Source organism: Vibrio sp. WZ-1, assembly GCF_052037695.1.
Taxonomy (GTDB): domain Bacteria; phylum Pseudomonadota; class Gammaproteobacteria; order Enterobacterales; family Vibrionaceae; genus Vibrio.
This window is the reverse complement of the sequence record NZ_JBQEQR010000079.1, coordinates 38,239-54,349: the sequence shown is the minus strand read 5'-3', so window position 1 is coordinate 54,349 and position 16,111 is coordinate 38,239. Positions and strand designations below refer to the sequence as shown.

Below are 16,111 nucleotides of genomic sequence, written 5' to 3'. Positions count from 1 at the left end.
TAAGTGATTTTATTTATTCATGTTCTGAGGTAGTTCCATGATCGATTTCGATAACTCATCGGTTTTCAAACTTAAGCCGATTGAAGTTTCAAATGTACGTGAAGATTTTCACAAGTTTTTGATTGATGGCGAGAGTATTTTCGCTGGCTTCAAAACGGTTCGTGACCAAGTGGTGTTTACCAATAAGCGCGTCATCGCTGCGAATGTGCAAGGTATTACGGGTTCGAAAGTCGACTACACGTCGCTGCCTTACAGTAAGATAAACGCTTTCTCTATTGAAACATCGGGCACGTTTGATTTGGATTGTGAGATTGAGCTGTTCCTGAGTGAAGTAGGGCGAGTACGTTTTGAGATAAGAGGCTCTTTTGATCTAGTCTCCTTCAACAAAATGATCAGCGAGTACGTACTGGTGTAGATACAAGCTCAGCCAAAATGGAAAGTCAAAGACAAGGAGTCAATATGGCGAAGCAGAATGAATTAAACGAGACACAGAGTAAACGTGGCTCAACTTCCTTATCCCTATTGGGCTTTATGGCAGGCGTTCTCTTTTACCTGGTGATCCGATAGCCCGTTACCCAATCATCACCTTTAAAAGGGAGCATTTGATGCTTCCTTTTTATTCTGGCTTATCAGATAGGCTAGTGACATTTCAAAGCCTCTGCTTTGTCTAAATCTCTCCACAAACTGCTGCAAAACCGATTCGAAAGCTCAACATACCCTAGTGTTCTATCAAACCAAGAAGAAGAAATATAGAAAGCAGACAAATGCGAGTAGCGTAGCCGAGATAATGGGGTAGATGATATAAGCGTCTTGCTTGTTGGTTCTTTGGAAGCAAAGAAACGTCAGTAAGACATTATATATGACCAACAGCATGCTGATCATTGTGCCGCTATTGAGCGACAAGCTCCACAATTGTGTGAGAAAGAACCCCAGCAAAATATAGTCAAATACGATCAACCATAGAAAGGCTTTTTTTAAGCCATCCTTTGTTGAAAGCTGATTCGATTGTCGATGCATATTGGAGCTCAAAAAGTGGGTGAACGATAGGTCACTGTTACCAGTGACCTATGTCTTATAGTTTTTGCAAGGAGTTGTCAGGCTTAGTTCCATCGGTCGAGTAAGAGATGACCTCTTGACGAATGACAGGCTGGTTAAACTCAGCCTTTTGCTTAGCTTTCTGTAGCTCTGAATCGTCTTGATTACCGAAAAAAGTTTCTAAAACCTGAGCTGCAGGTGTTGTTAATACAAAGAGTTCTATTCGACGGTTCTCACTTGAGTCTGGCTCTTCTGGGTTCAGCAAGGCACGATCTGACATACCGGTTACTTGCATGACTCGAGCATCTGGCATGCCGCCAGAGACCAAGGTTTTTCTTGCCATATCTGCTCGGGTGGCCGATAAAGCCCAGTTAGACTGCTTGCCTGCACGTTGTTTGAATGGCGTTGCATCAGTGTGGCCACTGATGATGAGAGGATTCCCAACACGTTCAAATACCGGGGCTAGTGCTAGCAGCAAGTCTTCAAAAAACGGTGTCAGCTCAGCGCCACCACGACTAAACATGTGTTGTTTGTAGTCATCTTGCAAAACCACTCGAAGGCCTTGTGGTGTAACCGTAACATTTACATTTCCTTGGGCGCTTATCTGAGCCATCATTTCTTCAATGACTTTTGCCAATAGGGCCAGTTGCTCTTGCGTATCAAAGTTTCCTGGTATCAGTGAGTCGATCTCTGGTCCATCACCATCACCTTGAAAGTACGAACTTACAACATGGTTTGAGTTATGTCGGCTTGGCACAGATGAATCCTGTGCCAAGTCGATAGGTGAAATACTTTGTGATGTATCAAACGGATTACCATAACTTTGATCAAACACACTTGAGCTGTGTAGATGAGCTACAATCGCTTTGCGCTCTTCTTTATCAACAACCTGCATTACCCATAAAACGAGAAACAGAGCCATTAACGCGATCATAAAATCAGCAAACGCAACTTTCCATGCACCACCATGGTGTTCATCATGGGCGTGATTTTTAGAACGTTTAAAGACGATGTGTTCTTGTTTTTGCATTAACCCTCCTGTTCAGCCAACCATTTTTCCATTTGATTGAAAGTTGGTTTTATATCGAGCTGAATATGTTTACGCCCAGCGTCAATCGCAAGAAGTGTCGGCTTTTTCGCGATATAAGCAACTAACGTCGCTCTAACGCATTCAAAAGCAGACATATCACGTTTTACACGCTGTGCCATGGCATTACTGGTTGGATCTAAAAAACAGTAACAACCGAAAATACCAATAAATGTACCAACGAGGGCTGCTGCGACGTGATAGCCGATCAAGGCAATAGATCCATCAATTGCTTGCATCGTGATAATGATGCCACCTACTGCCGCCAAAATACCGAACCCAGGCAGTGCTTCTGCTGTTCTTTGCAATGAACGGGAAGGCAGAAGAAGGTCGGTTTGAATCGCTTCGATTTCCTGTTCTAGCAGCCCCTCTAATTCATGAGGCGACATTTGTCCCATTGCCATTAAACGCAAATTGTCTGTAATGAAAGAAACCAGTCTAAAATCACGAGCCACTAATGGGTATTTAGCGAAAATTGGGCTTTGATCTGGGTTCTCAATATGGGAATCCAGAGATTTAAAACCGGTACTTCGAATCGTCTCTAGTAGCACTTGCAGCAGTGCCATCAGTTCCATGTAGTATTCACGTTCATCTTTAGGTGCTGACAGTACCATGCGAAACTGAAGGCGCATTTCTTTTAATACTTGAGGAGGGTTGCCGACAATGGTCGCGCCAATAGCAGCACCGCCGATAATCAGTATTTCAGCAGGCTGCCAGATAGCAAGCATACTGCCACCTGCCCACATGTAACCGCCAAAAACACTCATGATGATAATGAGTGCACCGAGAAATTTTTGCATTATTAACTCCTAAGAAGCCAGGTAATGATTAAGTTGTTTGAGAGCTTGTTTATGCAATTGACATATCCTTGGGGGAGTCAGATCCAGTACCAAGGCTATTTCATGTAAGTTGAGCTCATGCTGATAGAAAAGGGTGAGTAGCAACTGGTCTCGCTTGGATAGCTTTTGAACTGCGGACTCAAGACTTCGGCGTGTGTGTTCATGTTCGGTACCATCGTAATTCCCACCAAACTGAGCATGACTGTTTGCTTCGAGTAGTTGATCGAGGCTTTGCATTTCACCAGCCAGTGCGGCATTTTGACGAGCATAATAATCTTGCTCGTTAGTCCCGAGAGCTTTGATGATTTCAGCATCACTAGGCGGTCTTCCCAATGACTTGGTTAAGTCTCTGGTTACATCGTTTAGCTCATGAGCTTCCTGACGGGTTTTTCTTGAACGCCAATCTAAACGGCGGAGTTCGTCCAAGATTGATCCACGTATTCGACATACAGCGAAGGCCGGAAAGTTAGGGTCTTCAATATCACCATATCGTCTACCAGCCTCAATTAAAGCAATGAGACCAATCTGCTGCATGTCCTCTATGCTGCAATGTGTGGTTGCATGTACTCGAAGTTGATTGACGACACGCTTAACCATGATTTGATGCTTCTGGAGTAACTTGTTTTCATCAATCTTATGAGTTGGCGTTTGTATCTGTTCGGCCGCCGCATAATCATCCTGGAAGTTCATATCTAGCATAAGTGAACTCCGTTATTGCACGACGTATTTTGTCAGCAGTACGTCATCGATATCGCGAACAATGCTTGTTTCAGCAAAAGAAAGTAACAATGTTTCTTTGACCTCCTTTTGTAGTGCTTCTATTGCGCCTGACTGCTGAAGTTCATCAAAAGTCTTATCACTGAATAGTTTAAGCAGCGAGTTTTGAATCATCGGCATGTAATTATCAATATCTTTGATTCGCTCAGGGCTACGGGTTTCGACAGCCAGTTCTAGCATGACAAAGTGTGTTTGTTTTTTGCCTTTGACTGTCAATACGACTTTATCTAGCGGGTGAAAACTTGGGCCTTTAACCACTTCCTCTTCTTTGGTTAAGAATGAAAGTGGAGAGCTTTCGATTAGGTTTTCGAAGTTTTTCTCTTCTCCAGAGTGTTTCAAGTACCATATACCGCCGACTACCGTACCAGCAGATACTAGAGCACTGGTGATGATCATTGCGAAAATTATGGTGATCATTTGTGGTTTGGTCATAACCTTATCCTCGATAACTAATTAGGCTTGGGTATTGAGCCAGTGCTCTGAGCTCATTGTTGTGAATGCATGTTCGCCGTTTGATGATTCTCTTGCAGAAAAAATAGGAACATGGGCTTCCTCTTGAGGTTCATGGTGATTTGGTTGGCCCTTGCCTTGATCTGAGCCAACGTTGACGTCCACATGAACAAAGTTCTGCTGTTGAAGCTCAGCTCTAAGGCGCTCAGATATTTGAACTAATGCTTCTCGTGTTGCGGCTGTGTTTGCATTGATCTGAACATTAAGTCTGTCACCCTCTACGCGAACCAAAAGATCTAACTTACCTAGCTCGGGAGGGTCGAGGCGAATCTTTGCTTCCTGCATATTCTGCTGGGCTTGCAATGTCACTCGGTCATGTAAGACTTGCATCATTTGCTCGCCCCATTTTCCGGCTTTGGTATCAATTTGCATTGATGCCCATTCTGTCCCTGACGCCGATGCTTTAAGTGTTCCGGTATTTGATGTGTGAGTCACTTCAACTGGCTGCACGTTGTTAGCCACGGATGGCGTTGTCAGTAGCGTTGTTTGCATGCTGCTAGTGGAAAGTTGAGCTGGATTTTCATCTTGTGCTGGCTTGACTCCACCGTTCACAATCGCTTGAAAAGAGCCTAATTGAGCGCGCTGACTGTTATCTAAAGTCCCTTCGCTGATAGATGTTTTTATTACACTTTGTGACAATGTCACAGGCTCAGAGGTGAATAGCTGCTTACTAAGTGCAATAGCACTTAAGTCATTCGTATAAGGCAAAGAGCTCGAGTCGTTTTTGAGTTCAAAATGCAGTTTTTGCGATTGCTCCGATGTTAGAGCTAATTCAGAAATATCAGATGCTTCTGGGTCGCGAGCATTTTGAACAGATGGTAGCTGTATGCTAGCGCCTAAGTTCTCTGATAGATCTTCATCTTCTTGATAGCCAACTTTCTCTGGCATAGTTTCATTAGCAGCTTGCGGAGTATGAGAAAGTTGTACGTACTGACCAAAAGCGATACTAGGATCTGAAGGCGGTTGGTCAACAGTACTTTGCCCAATTTTGGTCGTGCCAAGCGGCTTAGGAGATGTTGACCCCACTAGAGATTGGACATTGATCATGGCATTACCTCCAATGACATCGCGAGTTCATAAGCAATTGCTCGTTCTTGCTGAGCTTCGGCCATTTCCATTTCTTGCTTTAATTGTTCGGTTGCTTTCCCGAGCGTTGTATATGCTTCTTTATAGGCGGATTTGAGATGCTGCAGCTCATCCTGAAAGTTCGGGTCACGGACTAAGGTCGGATTTGCAGATAAAAGCTGTCTCAGCTTATTGTCGTAAGCTTTTAAAGCCTCCCAATCAGAGGCTTTGCCGGAGGCTTCTATTTTTCGAGCAAACTGGCTCAAATAGCCGGCCGGAACTTTATGCTTGCTTGCCAAAGTTAACCCAACCCTCTCGAATATTTCCCATTACACGCTCGACATTGACTAATCGCTCCGTGTCATTTTTTACGCTTGCGGTGTAGAGTTCCATCTGACAGAAGTCGTAGAGCTGTTGTAGGTTTTGTGCCACTTCGCCGCCATTTTCTTCGTCTAGAGCACTGGTTAAGCCAATGAGGATGTTCATGCATTTATTAATGCCAACACCTTTTTCGGCCAAACGCCCAGCGGTCATATGGCCTCTGACACGCTCCAGCTCATCAAGCAAACCATCAATTAGCATCACCACCAATTGATGAGGGTTCGCGGCAGCAGCTTGTGCATCAAGATCGACTTGCTGGTATGAGTCGTAGCCTGAGTCCATGAGCATAAATATTTCTCCTAAAAGCGTTTTAACCAAACATCGACATGGTTTGGTTCATTTGAGTCATTAATGTGTTCATTTGCGTAAATTGTTTTAAATACCGTTTGTAAGAGGTATCGTATTTACGCTCTAGAGTGGCTTGCTTGTCTTCAATTCGGTCGATACTTGAACGAAGTGCTTCTTTACGAGAGTTAAACAAACCTGATGAGAATTTGAGAAACGGTTCAGCCATTTCATCTAGAGTATCGAGTAGAGCACCATCACCATTGAACATGGCCTCAATACCCGCGCTGTTTGTTTTTTGTGCTTCTTGGAACTTCTCACTGTCTACTGACAATTTCCCGTTCCGGTCTGGAGTGATGCCGATCTCGCTTAATCGCATGCCGTTGAATTCACCGCGCGTGATGGCCGTTAACTGGCTTTCAATTGAGCGAAGGGTTGGATCATTCGCCAGTGCTCCACGCTGCTTATCTTCTCCACCAACTTGGGTGTATTCATCAAGGGTTGAAAGCAGGTTGTTGTATGTTTCAACAAACTTATCGATTTGTTCTTTTGTTCCTTCACTATCAGGGCCAACAGCCAAGCTGATAGGTGCCTCACCGGCTGCCTGTGCTTTGCTTACCGTTAGATCTACACCGTCAATCACACCCTCGAATTTGTTGCTTGAGTTGGTGAGTTTGAGGCCCGTATTCTGAGCGCCCAACCAAATCACCGCATCTTGTGGAGCTGTGATTTCTGTTGTATTGGTGAAAGCATCTTCAAACCATGCTTGCCCAGTGCCAGCCGCGCTTACATTGATCGTATTGGCAACGCCTGTTTCGGTACTTGATAGCATAAAGTGAGTTTGGCCATTGGAACGAACTAGAGTGGCATTGACACCAGGATTGTCATCGTGGTTATTGATCGCGGTTACTAGCTCGGACATCGTTGCTTTTCCGTCACCGTCGTTATCGACAGTGGAAAGGTCAATGCTCATATTTTTACCGTTAACCGTAAAATCCAGTGTTCCGGTTGTCGGGATCTCTGTGGTTGCCTCTAGGTCAGCAGGCATACCTGTCGACAGTTGATGTGCAGTTGCAACTTGTTCAACAAAAACTTGATAGTTACCTGATAGCGCATTAGCGTTTGCATCAGCGGTGAAAAAACCGTCTTGAGAGAGTGTCGTTGAGTTTTTTACTATGCCGCTTGTACTGCTGTTCATCCCATTTACTGCTGTACGGAATTCGCGCAACGCACTTTCAACTTTTCCTAGTGCAGTAAGTTGAGCTTGGTAGCGGTCGGACTGCAGTTTGTAACGTTGTTGAAATGGTTGTACATCGTAAGTTGCCAATTGAGTAGCCATAGAAATTGGGTCTATTGAACTCATGAGGTCATTCCCTCTCTCATCGTTTTCGTACCATCTAGAGATAACAGTAAAGTGAATATTCACTAATGATATAAAGGGTTATCGCAAGATGCGTGCCGATAGTTAATATTTAATAAAAACAGTGATTTACTTTTGTTTTTGTGTTCTTGCGGAAGTCGGGTTTCCGCAGCTGGCATTCCGCTTTTCCTACACGCCAAGATATGGTGCTTCCCTATTTATAGGCGACCTAATGGCGGGCAAAATTAATCACTTTTCGGTAGTCAGACTAAAAAAAAACCTCCCAGCGGGAGGTTTAATGGTGAAGGTTACTATCGCTGAATTAGCGAAGTAGAGACATTGCCATGCCTGGAAGTTGATTCGTTTGAGACAGTACAGTTGTACCAGCTTGCATCAACATTTGGTTCTTCGTCATGTTAGAAGATTCAACAGCAAAATCAGCGTCCATGATACGGCCTTTAGCAGCAGTGGTATTCTCAACCATGTTACCTAGGTTAGTCATAGTGTGCTCTAGACGGTTAATGTTTGCACCGAACTGTGCACGGCTTGCGCCGATGTCTTCAATAAGGCCAGCCGCACCACTGATTTTATCAAGAGCTGCTTTTGCTTTCGTTGCATCACCGATACCATCAGTGATAGCCGCGTCAGCTAGAGTTGCTGCTACTTTTTTAACGCTTACTGATGCGTCAACAGCTAGAGTTTCAGCAGAAGATGAACCAATTTGGTAGTTAACTGCACCAGCTTCAAAGGCACCGCCAGCAGCCAATAGTTTTTGACCACCAAAAGATGTGTTACCCATGATATTGTTTAGCTCAGCGGTTAGCTGCTTAAACTCAGTATCCATTGCTGTACGGTCAGCGGCACTGTTAGAGCCGTTCAATGATTGAGTAGCTAGGTCGTTCATGCGGTAAACGATGTTCGTCATTTCGTCCATCGCACCTTCAGCTGTTTGCATCATTGAGATGCCGTCTTGTGCGTTACGCATCGCTACGTTCATACCACGAGACTGTGCTTCTAGGCGGTTAGCAATTTGCAGGCCAGCAGCGTCATCAGCAGCAGAATTAACTCGGAAGCCTGTGCTCAAACGCTCCATTGCAGTGTTTAAAAGACCACTTGTATTGTTTAGCGTGTTTTGCGTAACAAGTGAAGCGTAGTTAGTATGCATAGATAAAGCCATCTTAAGTCTCCTTGGTTTCTCATTATCTTTTTCAGGCTTCGGGAAATTCCCTTGCTCACTAACTAGAGGCGGACGATTGTTGATGAAGATTAATTAAAAAATTAATAAATTTTTTAATTGGGTGCATTTTGCTCTGTTTTAGTGATGCTTATTCCAAAGTCGGGGCTTTGAAAGAGATAGGTGTTGGCAAATCGCTGAAATAACCAAAATAGTAGCTTGCTCCAAGTAAACGGTAGCGGTTAAGTTCATTTTGATTTGCCACGCGGCTGGCTATCCATTTATAGCGGTACTTTCTTAAAAAACGTGCAACTGGCAAGAAGAGTTCTCTATGCTCTTTGTCTTCTAGGTTCACCACCAGTTTGATCATATCTGGTTTAAATGAATGCACCATATCCAAGTCAAGATCGGCGGTTGATACCTCAAACCACAGCGAAAAGGCATGCTCACGAAGTTTTTCGACCAGCTCGTAGCTTTCTTGGGTGGAGCAAGATGGTTCATCAAATTGTATCGATGGAATAATGTGTTTGAACGCTTTACCGTGATGTTCAATAACCCGGTTAAGATAGCGATTCCCGTTTGCCCATAGCAGCGCACTCATTCGAATAGGAACAACGACGTTACTGATCAAGTCCGGGTGGAAGGTTTCCATTTGAAACTGAGTCTGACGGATGGCTAGATAGATACTGTAAAGGTCTAAACACAGAATCATCGTTTCCGATAAGTCAAAATGGTAAACGCTTTGTTCACCTGAGTGGCCAAAACGCAACGTGAGGTGCTGAAACTCGATATCGCCGGACTGCACATGCCTGATAGCTTGGCAAGCGTGCTTGATGTCTTGTTTGGTAAAAGCGTCATAAACAATTTGATCGTCATCCGTGACGACGCTTTGCTTCATTAACTTACACAAGTGCAAATAAATTGCTTGTGCTGAAGTGAGATTAGCCAAGGTTTCCTACCACATTAATTTGTTTATTTTCAGGGATTTCATTATATGACAATACCGCAAGGCCTTGCGTGAAGGTGCGCGCGTATCGTGCAAGTAATGGTCGCAATTGAGGCATTACTAATAGGATCGGTGCAAGCCCTTGTTGCTTTAATTGCTGCCTGATCAACGGCAAATTCTGCTGGAACTGCCCCAGTATATTGGGCTCAATAGGGAAGCTATCTAGCATGACAGGCCCGTTTGCTTGTGCTTGCTGCAGTGACGTAAGCAGCATTTGTTCAAGTTCATCAGAAAGCGCGTAGACACTAATCTCTACTTTTTTCCCTGCAATTAGGTTGACCAAAGTTCTGCGTAGAGTGCAGCGTACATCGGAAGACAACAAAATAGGGTCTTTAGTATTTTCTGAAGATTCCAGCATGGTGTTTGCAATACTGCGGATGTCTTTAAGTGGCACCTGATCGAGTAGCAGTTGACGATACACCTTGAGTTGTTGGGCTGGCGTTAAGGCGGCGCCTAATGCTTCAGCGAGCTTTGGAGCTTGGGCCATTAATCGTTGGTTCATTGCTTCAACGTCATCATGGTTGAACAAATCGGCAAGATTGGTTTTCATTACTTTGCTGATGTGAGTCGCGATAACCGTTGAATCGTCGACGACTTGGTAGCCCATATTGAGTGCTTTGGCTTTATCGTTGTGCTCGATCCAAACGGCTGGCAACTGGTATGCTGGGTCACTGCCCAAAATACCATCAACTTCCCCGTATGTTTCACCAACCGCAATGGCCATCAGTCTATCTGGTTCGATAAAGCCTTCTTCTATCACTTCACCATTGAGTGAAATAGTATATTGATTTGGCTTAAGTGCCAGGTTGTCGCGTATACGTACTTCAGGAAGTAGAAAACCGACTTGCTCGGAAAGGTTTCTCCTTACCCCACGAATACGTTGTGCCAATGGAGCGCCTTGCTCTTTATTAACGAGGTGTACTAACCGATAGCCAAGCGATAGTGCAAGCGTATTTACATGTGGAATATCATCCCAAGTAAGCGGAGCCTCTTCTTCTTGCATCGCCTGTGAAATTGCTTCTACTTGATCGAGTTGATGGTCTTGGATTGGTTTTTTTAATTGGCGCCAGCCAGCAAAGCCAAGTACAGCCGCAAATGTAAAGAAAGCAAGGTGTGGCATACCAGGAACAATACCAATGATGACCATAATACCAGCAACAGTGAACAAGGTAGCTGGGGTCGCCAATAGTTGCTTGTGCATGGTTTCTGACATGTCATTGTCAGTATCATTAATGCGCGTAACGATGATAGCAGCAGCGGTGGCAAGCAGTAGAGATGGTATTTGCGCGACTAGACCATCACCAATGGTTAGCAATGCATAGGTTTTAAATGCCTCTGAAGCGGGTAGGCCGTGCTCGAACACACCAATGCTGATACCGCCAATGATGTTGATAAATAGAATCAAAAGGCCTGCGACTGCGTCACCACGAACAAATTTAGATGCACCATCCATTGAGCCGTGGAAGTCAGCTTCATTTGCAACTTCTTTACGTCTTAGTCTAGCAGTTTCTTGATCGATCAAGCCTGCGTTCAAGTCGGCATCAATAGCCATTTGCTTACCCGGTAAGGCATCCAAGGTAAAACGCGCCGACACTTCAGAGATACGCTCACCACCTTTGGTGATCACAACAAAGTTAATGATCATTAAGATGATAAACACCACCATACCGACGACATAGTTACCGCCGATAACAACTTCACCAAAGGCTTGAATCACTTTACCGGCAGCGTCACCACCATTGTGACCTTCAAGTAATACGATACGAGTCGAGGCAACGTTTAGTGTCAGGCGCAGTAAGGTTGCAACCAGAAGAATGGTCGGGAAGATAGAAAAGTCGAGCGGTCTCTTCGCCGTAGTGCTTACTAACAAAACCAGTATCGCAAGGACGATATTGAAGGTGAATAGGGCATCCAACAACAATGGGGGCAGTGGCAAGATGACCATAGCCAACACCATCAGCAATACAATGGGTATACCGATGTAGCCTTTTGTTGAAGTTTGGATCTGTTTTAGCCGGTTAAGCATGCTCTTGTATCCTTGGGTAAACGCTGGTTAATCAGTGCTGCAAATGTTTAGGAATAGAAAAAATAGGCAATGGATGTGGCTTTTTGCCTGAGCCTTTACGAAAAGCCTTCAGCTGCAATACATAAGTCAGAATATGCGCCACTGCAATATAGAGCTGGCTTGGAATCGCTTGCTCAATAGCCGTGGTGTAATAGATTGAACGCGTCAGAGGTGGCGAGTTAATAATTTCGACTTGGTTTTCTCTCGCGATTCTTTGAATGTGCATGGCTGTTTCATCGACACCTTTGGCGACGACAAAAGGAGCTTCAGAGAGGCTCATATCGTATTTTAACGCCACGGCGTAGTGGGTCGGGTTGGTGATCACAACGTCCGCAGTTGGCACCATCTTATCAATTTTACGTCGAGCGAATTGCTGCTGAATCTGGCGAATACGTTGTTTGACTTCAGGCCGACCCTCATTATTTTTGAATTCTTCTTTAAGCTCTTGCTTTGTCATTTTGAGTTCTTTTAAGTGCTCCCATCGTTGGTAAGGAATATCGATCACACCAAAAATGAGAAGTGCAAAGCCCATCAGGAGTAACCCTTCAAATAAAATAGATATGATCATCGTTACCCCTTGATTTAGAGGTAGACTTTGCATCCCTAGCAGTGGCTGAAGGTGGCTGTCTAGGTAGCCGTAAAGGACGGCAAAAATTACAGTGACTTTGAGCGTTGACTTTATTAACTCGACCAGAGAGCGAGTCGAAAACATGCGCTTTATACCTGAAAGAGGATTCAGCTTACTCAACTTGGGCAGCACGTTAGCAGGACGAAACATCCAACCACCTAGTACAAGTGTACTGGCGATGGTAACGATGATGATGACAGCAAACATAGGTACTAGCATTTCGATGATCATCGCTAGGCTTTGTCCGATTTGTTCCACCATTTGATTCGGTGATGCGAGATCGTCTTTGGTCAATGCTATATTGTAACGGAAGACCCCCGTCATACTTTGCCAAATATTGGATAGCTGAGAGTAGAAATAGAGAGCGACGGCCAAAAAAATAACCGCGGTTGTAAACTCTTTTGCTCTTGGGATCTGTCCCTCTTGTCTCGCTTTCTTAACTTTCTGCGGAGAGGCTTTTTCGGTTTTATCTTGTGATGATTGATCGCTCATACTCCCCCCATCATAAAGCTATTTAAATAGCGCAGAGTATCGTGCACTAGAGCGGTATAGCGGCTAGGTACGCCTGAAATTGAAAGCAGAACGCTAAACAGGCCAAGCATCATGGTCATCGGAAAGCCTAGCGCATAGACGTTCAATGAAGGTGCGGCGCGGTTCATTACACCAAAGCTGATATTAGCAAGCAGCATTGAAACGATCGCAGGTAAGGCGAGCGCGAGAGCAGATGTAAACATCCAGCCAAATACATTCACGACCCCCTGTATTGAGAGTAATGAGATTCCTGATCCCACAGGCCAAATCACAAAGCTCTGGATCAGAATATCAATAACGAGCAAATGTCCCTCTAACGCGAGAAACAGCAGGGTTGAAAACAGTAAGAAAACACGACCTAAAATAGCGACTGAGAGGCCATTGACGGGATCATTCATCATTGCCATGCCCAACCCCATTTGCAATGAAACGATCTGGCCTAGCATGGTGAAAATCGTGAAAAGCATGTGCAGAATTAAGCCGAACATTACCCCCCAAATTGCTTGTTCGAATGCAAGGAACAGCGAGGTGAGAGAAAATAGCTCAACTTCAGGCATTGCTGGCATCAATGGCGCTGTGATGACGACAATTGAGAGTGCGAGTAGGCTTCTGACCCAAACTGGGATTAGCGCATCCCCAAAAAATGGCATGGAAATGAAGACGGCGCCAATACGAAAAAATGGCCACCAGAGTTGACCAAGTATGACGGACAGCTCAGTAAACGTAACGGCCATCAGCCAATCATTCCTGGAATGTTATGGAACAGATAATCAAACAATTCCATGATTTTACGTAACATCCAATGGCCTGCGAAAATGACCATGAGTAGGGTAACTAATAGTTTGGGAAGAAAGCTTAAGGTTTGCTCATTGATCTGAGTTGCTGCTTGAAATACCGCAATTCCTAGGCCGACAATAAGTCCGGGCACGACCAAAACTGCAACCATTAAGATGATTAGCCATACCGCGTCAGAAAACAGAGTGACCGTCATTTCAGGAGTCATTATCTATTCCTCCTTGTTATCCAAAACTGGCAGACAAGGTGCCTACAGTCATGGCCCAACCATCGACCAAAACGAAGACCATTAACTTGAACGGCAAAGAGACAATCAGCGGTGAGAGCATCATCATACCCATTGCCATTAAGACACTTGCTACGACCAAATCTATAATGAGAAATGGAATAAACAGCATGAAGCCAATTTGAAATGCCGTTTTTAGTTCACTGATCACAAAAGCAGGGAGCACCACTGCGAAGGAGATATCTTCGATATTTTGATCGATAGGCTCATTCGCGATTCGTAGCATTTGCTCCAAAGCACTTTGGTGGGTCTGAGCCAACATGAAGTTCCTAACGGGCTTTTCTGCAACAGTAAATGCCTGAATAAGGGTTATCTCACCATTGTCATAAGGCTGAAAAGCGTTGTCGTAGATATCAGACCACACGGGTCTCATTATCAAAATAGTAAGTGAAAGTGCGATGCCGACGAGCACGCGGTTAGGAGGACTTTGTTGTAAGCCTAGCGCTTGTCTTAGTATCGCCAAAACAACAATGATACGTGTAAAACTGGTCGCCATTAAAACAAAAGCAGGCAAAAAGCTTAGTGCCGTCATTAACAACAGAATTTGTAGCTTAACGCTGTATTCCTGCTGTGTTTGGCCATCTGTCACTGATAAAAGCGTGAGACCATTCTCTGCCGCAAATGTTGGGAATGACATCATCCCCAACGTACACAGTGCGAGAAATGTGGCCAAGACTGAAGGCTTTTTCAATATTCGCATGCTTTTATTTACCACCACTTATCGACCGACACCTGATAAGGCAGAATCGAGAACATTGATAAGCTTTAAACCGTATTTTTCATTGATAACAACCACTTCAGCATGACCCATAAGCGCGCCATTGACTTTCACATCTAGAGGTTCACCATTGAGTTTATCCAACTCTAATACCGTACCTTCTCCCGCTTTCATCAAATCTCCGAGGGCAATCTCTTTACTTGCGACCTCAAGAGTCACAGTCACGGGAATGTTCTTGAAGAAACTCAGATCTCGCTCTGCAACAACTGGTGTATCTGCGGGTACCTCAGTGTCCAAATCCTCAAGTTGAAAGTCGTCAAAGTTAATGTCATCACTGTCGAAAGCAGTGTTTTCAAAAGATTCGCTCATTAGTGCGATTCCTTATTTTGGTTAAAAATCAATACGAGTTGGCCGTCATTTTCCGCAACGCGACCTGAAAAAAGTGTTTGGTTGCCGATGCTTAAAGGAACATTAGTAAACAGCTCAATTGGAAGAATGTCTTCAGGCTGAAGTTGTACAACATCACTCAGCGACATCGTCTTTTTGGCTAATACTGCATTCAAACGGACAGGGGTAGAGGTTAACGCCTGTTTAAACGGTTCAATAAGATCGAACTTAGGTTGAAGTTCTAACTGATCAATAAGTGTTTGTATCAGTTGTCCGTCCAATTTCATGTGGATAGAGCCAACATGCTCATTAAACTTGATGGTCAGCTGAACGTGAAGGCCGACTCCACTAGTAGGTTCAAAGCGCTCGCTCTGCCACATTTCCAATGGCGCTAACCAGTTACCCATCAACTTACTGATTTTTTCTTGAATTCGGATATCGCTACTGGTTAAAAGTGTCGTAGAGCGTTCAACAGTCGCACCATAAAATCGATCAGCAAGTTTAATCAGAGTTACTGAATCGGTGTGTATGTAGATAAGACCGCCACTCTGGTGTCTCAGCGTCGATGTCGTATTCGCTTCCATTTCAGATGCTGAAAAAGAATGTAATTCAACAGAATGAAGGTTCGCTTCGACTTTGTTGGTTTTAAGCCAATTTTGCAGCTCATTGGTTAAGCCATTACAAGACTCTGAAATTAGGGAAAACAACTTTTCACGTATGATATGAATAGGTTTTCCTAACAATTCTACATTTAAAATCTGCACGTCTGAATTAGCCATTTAAACTCTGCTTCTTTATATATTTTACCTTGCGTTAACAATTGTGTTTAATCCCCAATTGCAGCGACAGTCTACACATGGTTATTTACTATTTATTAGCATGGTATTTTAATAATGTGACTTCGGTTCATATGTTGACATAGAGTTGACAAAGTCATCTTCAAATAAAATTGGAAAACAGGTAATTTGATTTATAAATAAGTTAATAATAATAAATATTAGAACTAAGCGAGCTAAGCTCGTTTTTTTATGCTCTCTTTTGCTTAGGAAGAGCTGCGCAGGAAGTTATGTGGCTTATATGTCTAACTTATTGTTTTGTTGGTTTAAAATCATTCATCGACAGGCTTTTTTGCTTAAATGACGCACTATATATAGCGAGTGATGTTGTTTCAAAGTAGGATTT

Annotated in this window: 19 protein-coding genes; 1 reads left to right on the top strand and 18 read right to left on the bottom strand. The window is 43.9% G+C overall.

What is annotated here, in order from left to right; all coding sequences use genetic code 11:
• Positions 1 to 37 precede the first annotated feature (37 nt).
• Positions 38 to 415 (top strand): PH domain-containing protein, encoded by a 378-nt coding sequence (locus ACTS60_RS15040; protein WP_440888898.1) that lies wholly within the window; start codon positions 38 to 40, stop codon positions 413 to 415.
• Positions 416 to 729: 314 nt separating this feature from the next.
• On the opposite strand, the gene ACTS60_RS15035 is transcribed toward ACTS60_RS15040, so the two are convergent.
• From ACTS60_RS15035 to ACTS60_RS14950, 18 genes are all read right to left on the bottom strand, one after another.
• Complete coding sequence (locus ACTS60_RS15035; RefSeq protein ID WP_440888897.1) at positions 730 to 1,017, bottom strand: hypothetical protein; 288 nt, start codon at positions 1,015 to 1,017, stop codon at positions 730 to 732.
• Positions 1,018 to 1,072: 55 nt separating this feature from the next.
• Positions 1,073 to 2,065 carry a flagellar motor protein MotB gene (locus ACTS60_RS15030; RefSeq protein WP_440888896.1) on the bottom strand — a complete coding sequence of 331 codons (993 nt, stop codon included), beginning with the start codon at positions 2,063 to 2,065 and terminating at the stop codon, positions 1,073 to 1,075.
• Positions 2,065 to 2,922: a flagellar motor stator protein MotA gene (gene motA, locus ACTS60_RS15025; protein WP_440888895.1), complete on the bottom strand. Its 858-nt coding sequence runs from the start codon at positions 2,920 to 2,922 to the stop codon at positions 2,065 to 2,067. Before motA ends, ACTS60_RS15030 begins: the two co-directional genes overlap by 1 nt.
• 9 nt (positions 2,923 to 2,931) lie before the next feature.
• Positions 2,932 to 3,660, bottom strand: coding sequence for a FliA/WhiG family RNA polymerase sigma factor (locus ACTS60_RS15020; RefSeq protein ID WP_440888894.1), 729 nt, complete (start codon positions 3,658 to 3,660; stop codon positions 2,932 to 2,934).
• Between the two features lie 12 nt (positions 3,661 to 3,672).
• Positions 3,673 to 4,170: a flagellar basal body-associated FliL family protein gene (locus ACTS60_RS15015; RefSeq protein ID WP_440888893.1), complete on the bottom strand. Its 498-nt coding sequence runs from the start codon at positions 4,168 to 4,170 to the stop codon at positions 3,673 to 3,675.
• 21 nt (positions 4,171 to 4,191) lie between these two features.
• A complete protein-coding gene (locus tag ACTS60_RS15010; RefSeq protein ID WP_440888892.1) occupies positions 4,192 to 5,295 on the bottom strand; it encodes a flagellar hook-length control protein FliK in 1,104 nt (367 codons plus the stop codon).
• Positions 5,292 to 5,612, bottom strand: a complete 321-nt coding sequence (locus tag ACTS60_RS15005; RefSeq protein WP_440888891.1) for a LafD — start codon at positions 5,610 to 5,612, stop codon at positions 5,292 to 5,294. Before ACTS60_RS15005 ends, ACTS60_RS15010 begins: the two co-directional genes overlap by 4 nt.
• Positions 5,596 to 5,982 (bottom strand): flagellar export chaperone FliS, encoded by a 387-nt coding sequence (gene fliS, locus ACTS60_RS15000; RefSeq protein ID WP_440888890.1) that lies wholly within the window; start codon positions 5,980 to 5,982, stop codon positions 5,596 to 5,598. Before fliS ends, ACTS60_RS15005 begins: the two co-directional genes overlap by 17 nt.
• A gap of 22 nt (positions 5,983 to 6,004) precedes the next feature.
• A complete protein-coding gene (gene fliD, locus ACTS60_RS14995) occupies positions 6,005 to 7,342 on the bottom strand; it encodes a flagellar filament capping protein FliD (protein WP_440888889.1) in 1,338 nt (445 codons plus the stop codon).
• A gap of 319 nt (positions 7,343 to 7,661) precedes the next feature.
• The gene (lafA, locus tag ACTS60_RS14990; protein ID WP_440888888.1) at positions 7,662 to 8,516 is read right to left on the bottom strand and encodes a lateral flagellin LafA; all 855 of its coding nucleotides are present in this window, start codon (positions 8,514 to 8,516) and stop codon (positions 7,662 to 7,664) included.
• 148 nt (positions 8,517 to 8,664) lie between these two features.
• Entirely contained in the window at positions 8,665 to 9,462 is a 798-nt protein-coding gene (locus tag ACTS60_RS14985; protein WP_440888887.1) for an EAL domain-containing protein, read from the bottom strand.
• A complete protein-coding gene (gene flhA / locus ACTS60_RS14980; RefSeq protein WP_440888886.1) occupies positions 9,455 to 11,545 on the bottom strand; it encodes a flagellar biosynthesis protein FlhA in 2,091 nt (696 codons plus the stop codon). Before flhA ends, ACTS60_RS14985 begins: the two co-directional genes overlap by 8 nt.
• A 31-nt stretch (positions 11,546 to 11,576) precedes the next feature.
• The gene (gene flhB / locus ACTS60_RS14975; RefSeq protein WP_440888885.1) at positions 11,577 to 12,704 is read right to left on the bottom strand and encodes a flagellar biosynthesis protein FlhB; all 1,128 of its coding nucleotides are present in this window, start codon (positions 12,702 to 12,704) and stop codon (positions 11,577 to 11,579) included.
• Positions 12,701 to 13,477, bottom strand: coding sequence for a flagellar biosynthetic protein FliR (gene fliR / locus ACTS60_RS14970; protein ID WP_440888884.1), 777 nt, complete (start codon positions 13,475 to 13,477; stop codon positions 12,701 to 12,703). The genes flhB and fliR overlap by 4 nt, the downstream gene beginning before the upstream one ends.
• Positions 13,477 to 13,746, bottom strand: a complete 270-nt coding sequence (gene fliQ / locus ACTS60_RS14965) for a flagellar biosynthesis protein FliQ (RefSeq protein WP_440888883.1) — start codon at positions 13,744 to 13,746, stop codon at positions 13,477 to 13,479. Before fliQ ends, fliR begins: the two co-directional genes overlap by 1 nt.
• A 16-nt stretch (positions 13,747 to 13,762) precedes the next feature.
• On the bottom strand, positions 13,763 to 14,464 hold the full coding sequence (fliP, locus tag ACTS60_RS14960; RefSeq protein ID WP_440889156.1) for a flagellar type III secretion system pore protein FliP: 702 nt from the start codon (positions 14,462 to 14,464) through the stop codon (positions 13,763 to 13,765).
• A 78-nt stretch (positions 14,465 to 14,542) separates the two neighbouring features.
• Entirely contained in the window at positions 14,543 to 14,911 is a 369-nt protein-coding gene (fliN, locus tag ACTS60_RS14955; RefSeq protein WP_440888882.1) for a flagellar motor switch protein FliN, read from the bottom strand.
• Positions 14,911 to 15,708: a FliM/FliN family flagellar motor switch protein gene (locus ACTS60_RS14950; RefSeq protein ID WP_440888881.1), complete on the bottom strand. Its 798-nt coding sequence runs from the start codon at positions 15,706 to 15,708 to the stop codon at positions 14,911 to 14,913. The genes fliN and ACTS60_RS14950 overlap by 1 nt, the downstream gene beginning before the upstream one ends.
• Positions 15,709 to 16,111: the final 403 nt, after the last annotated feature.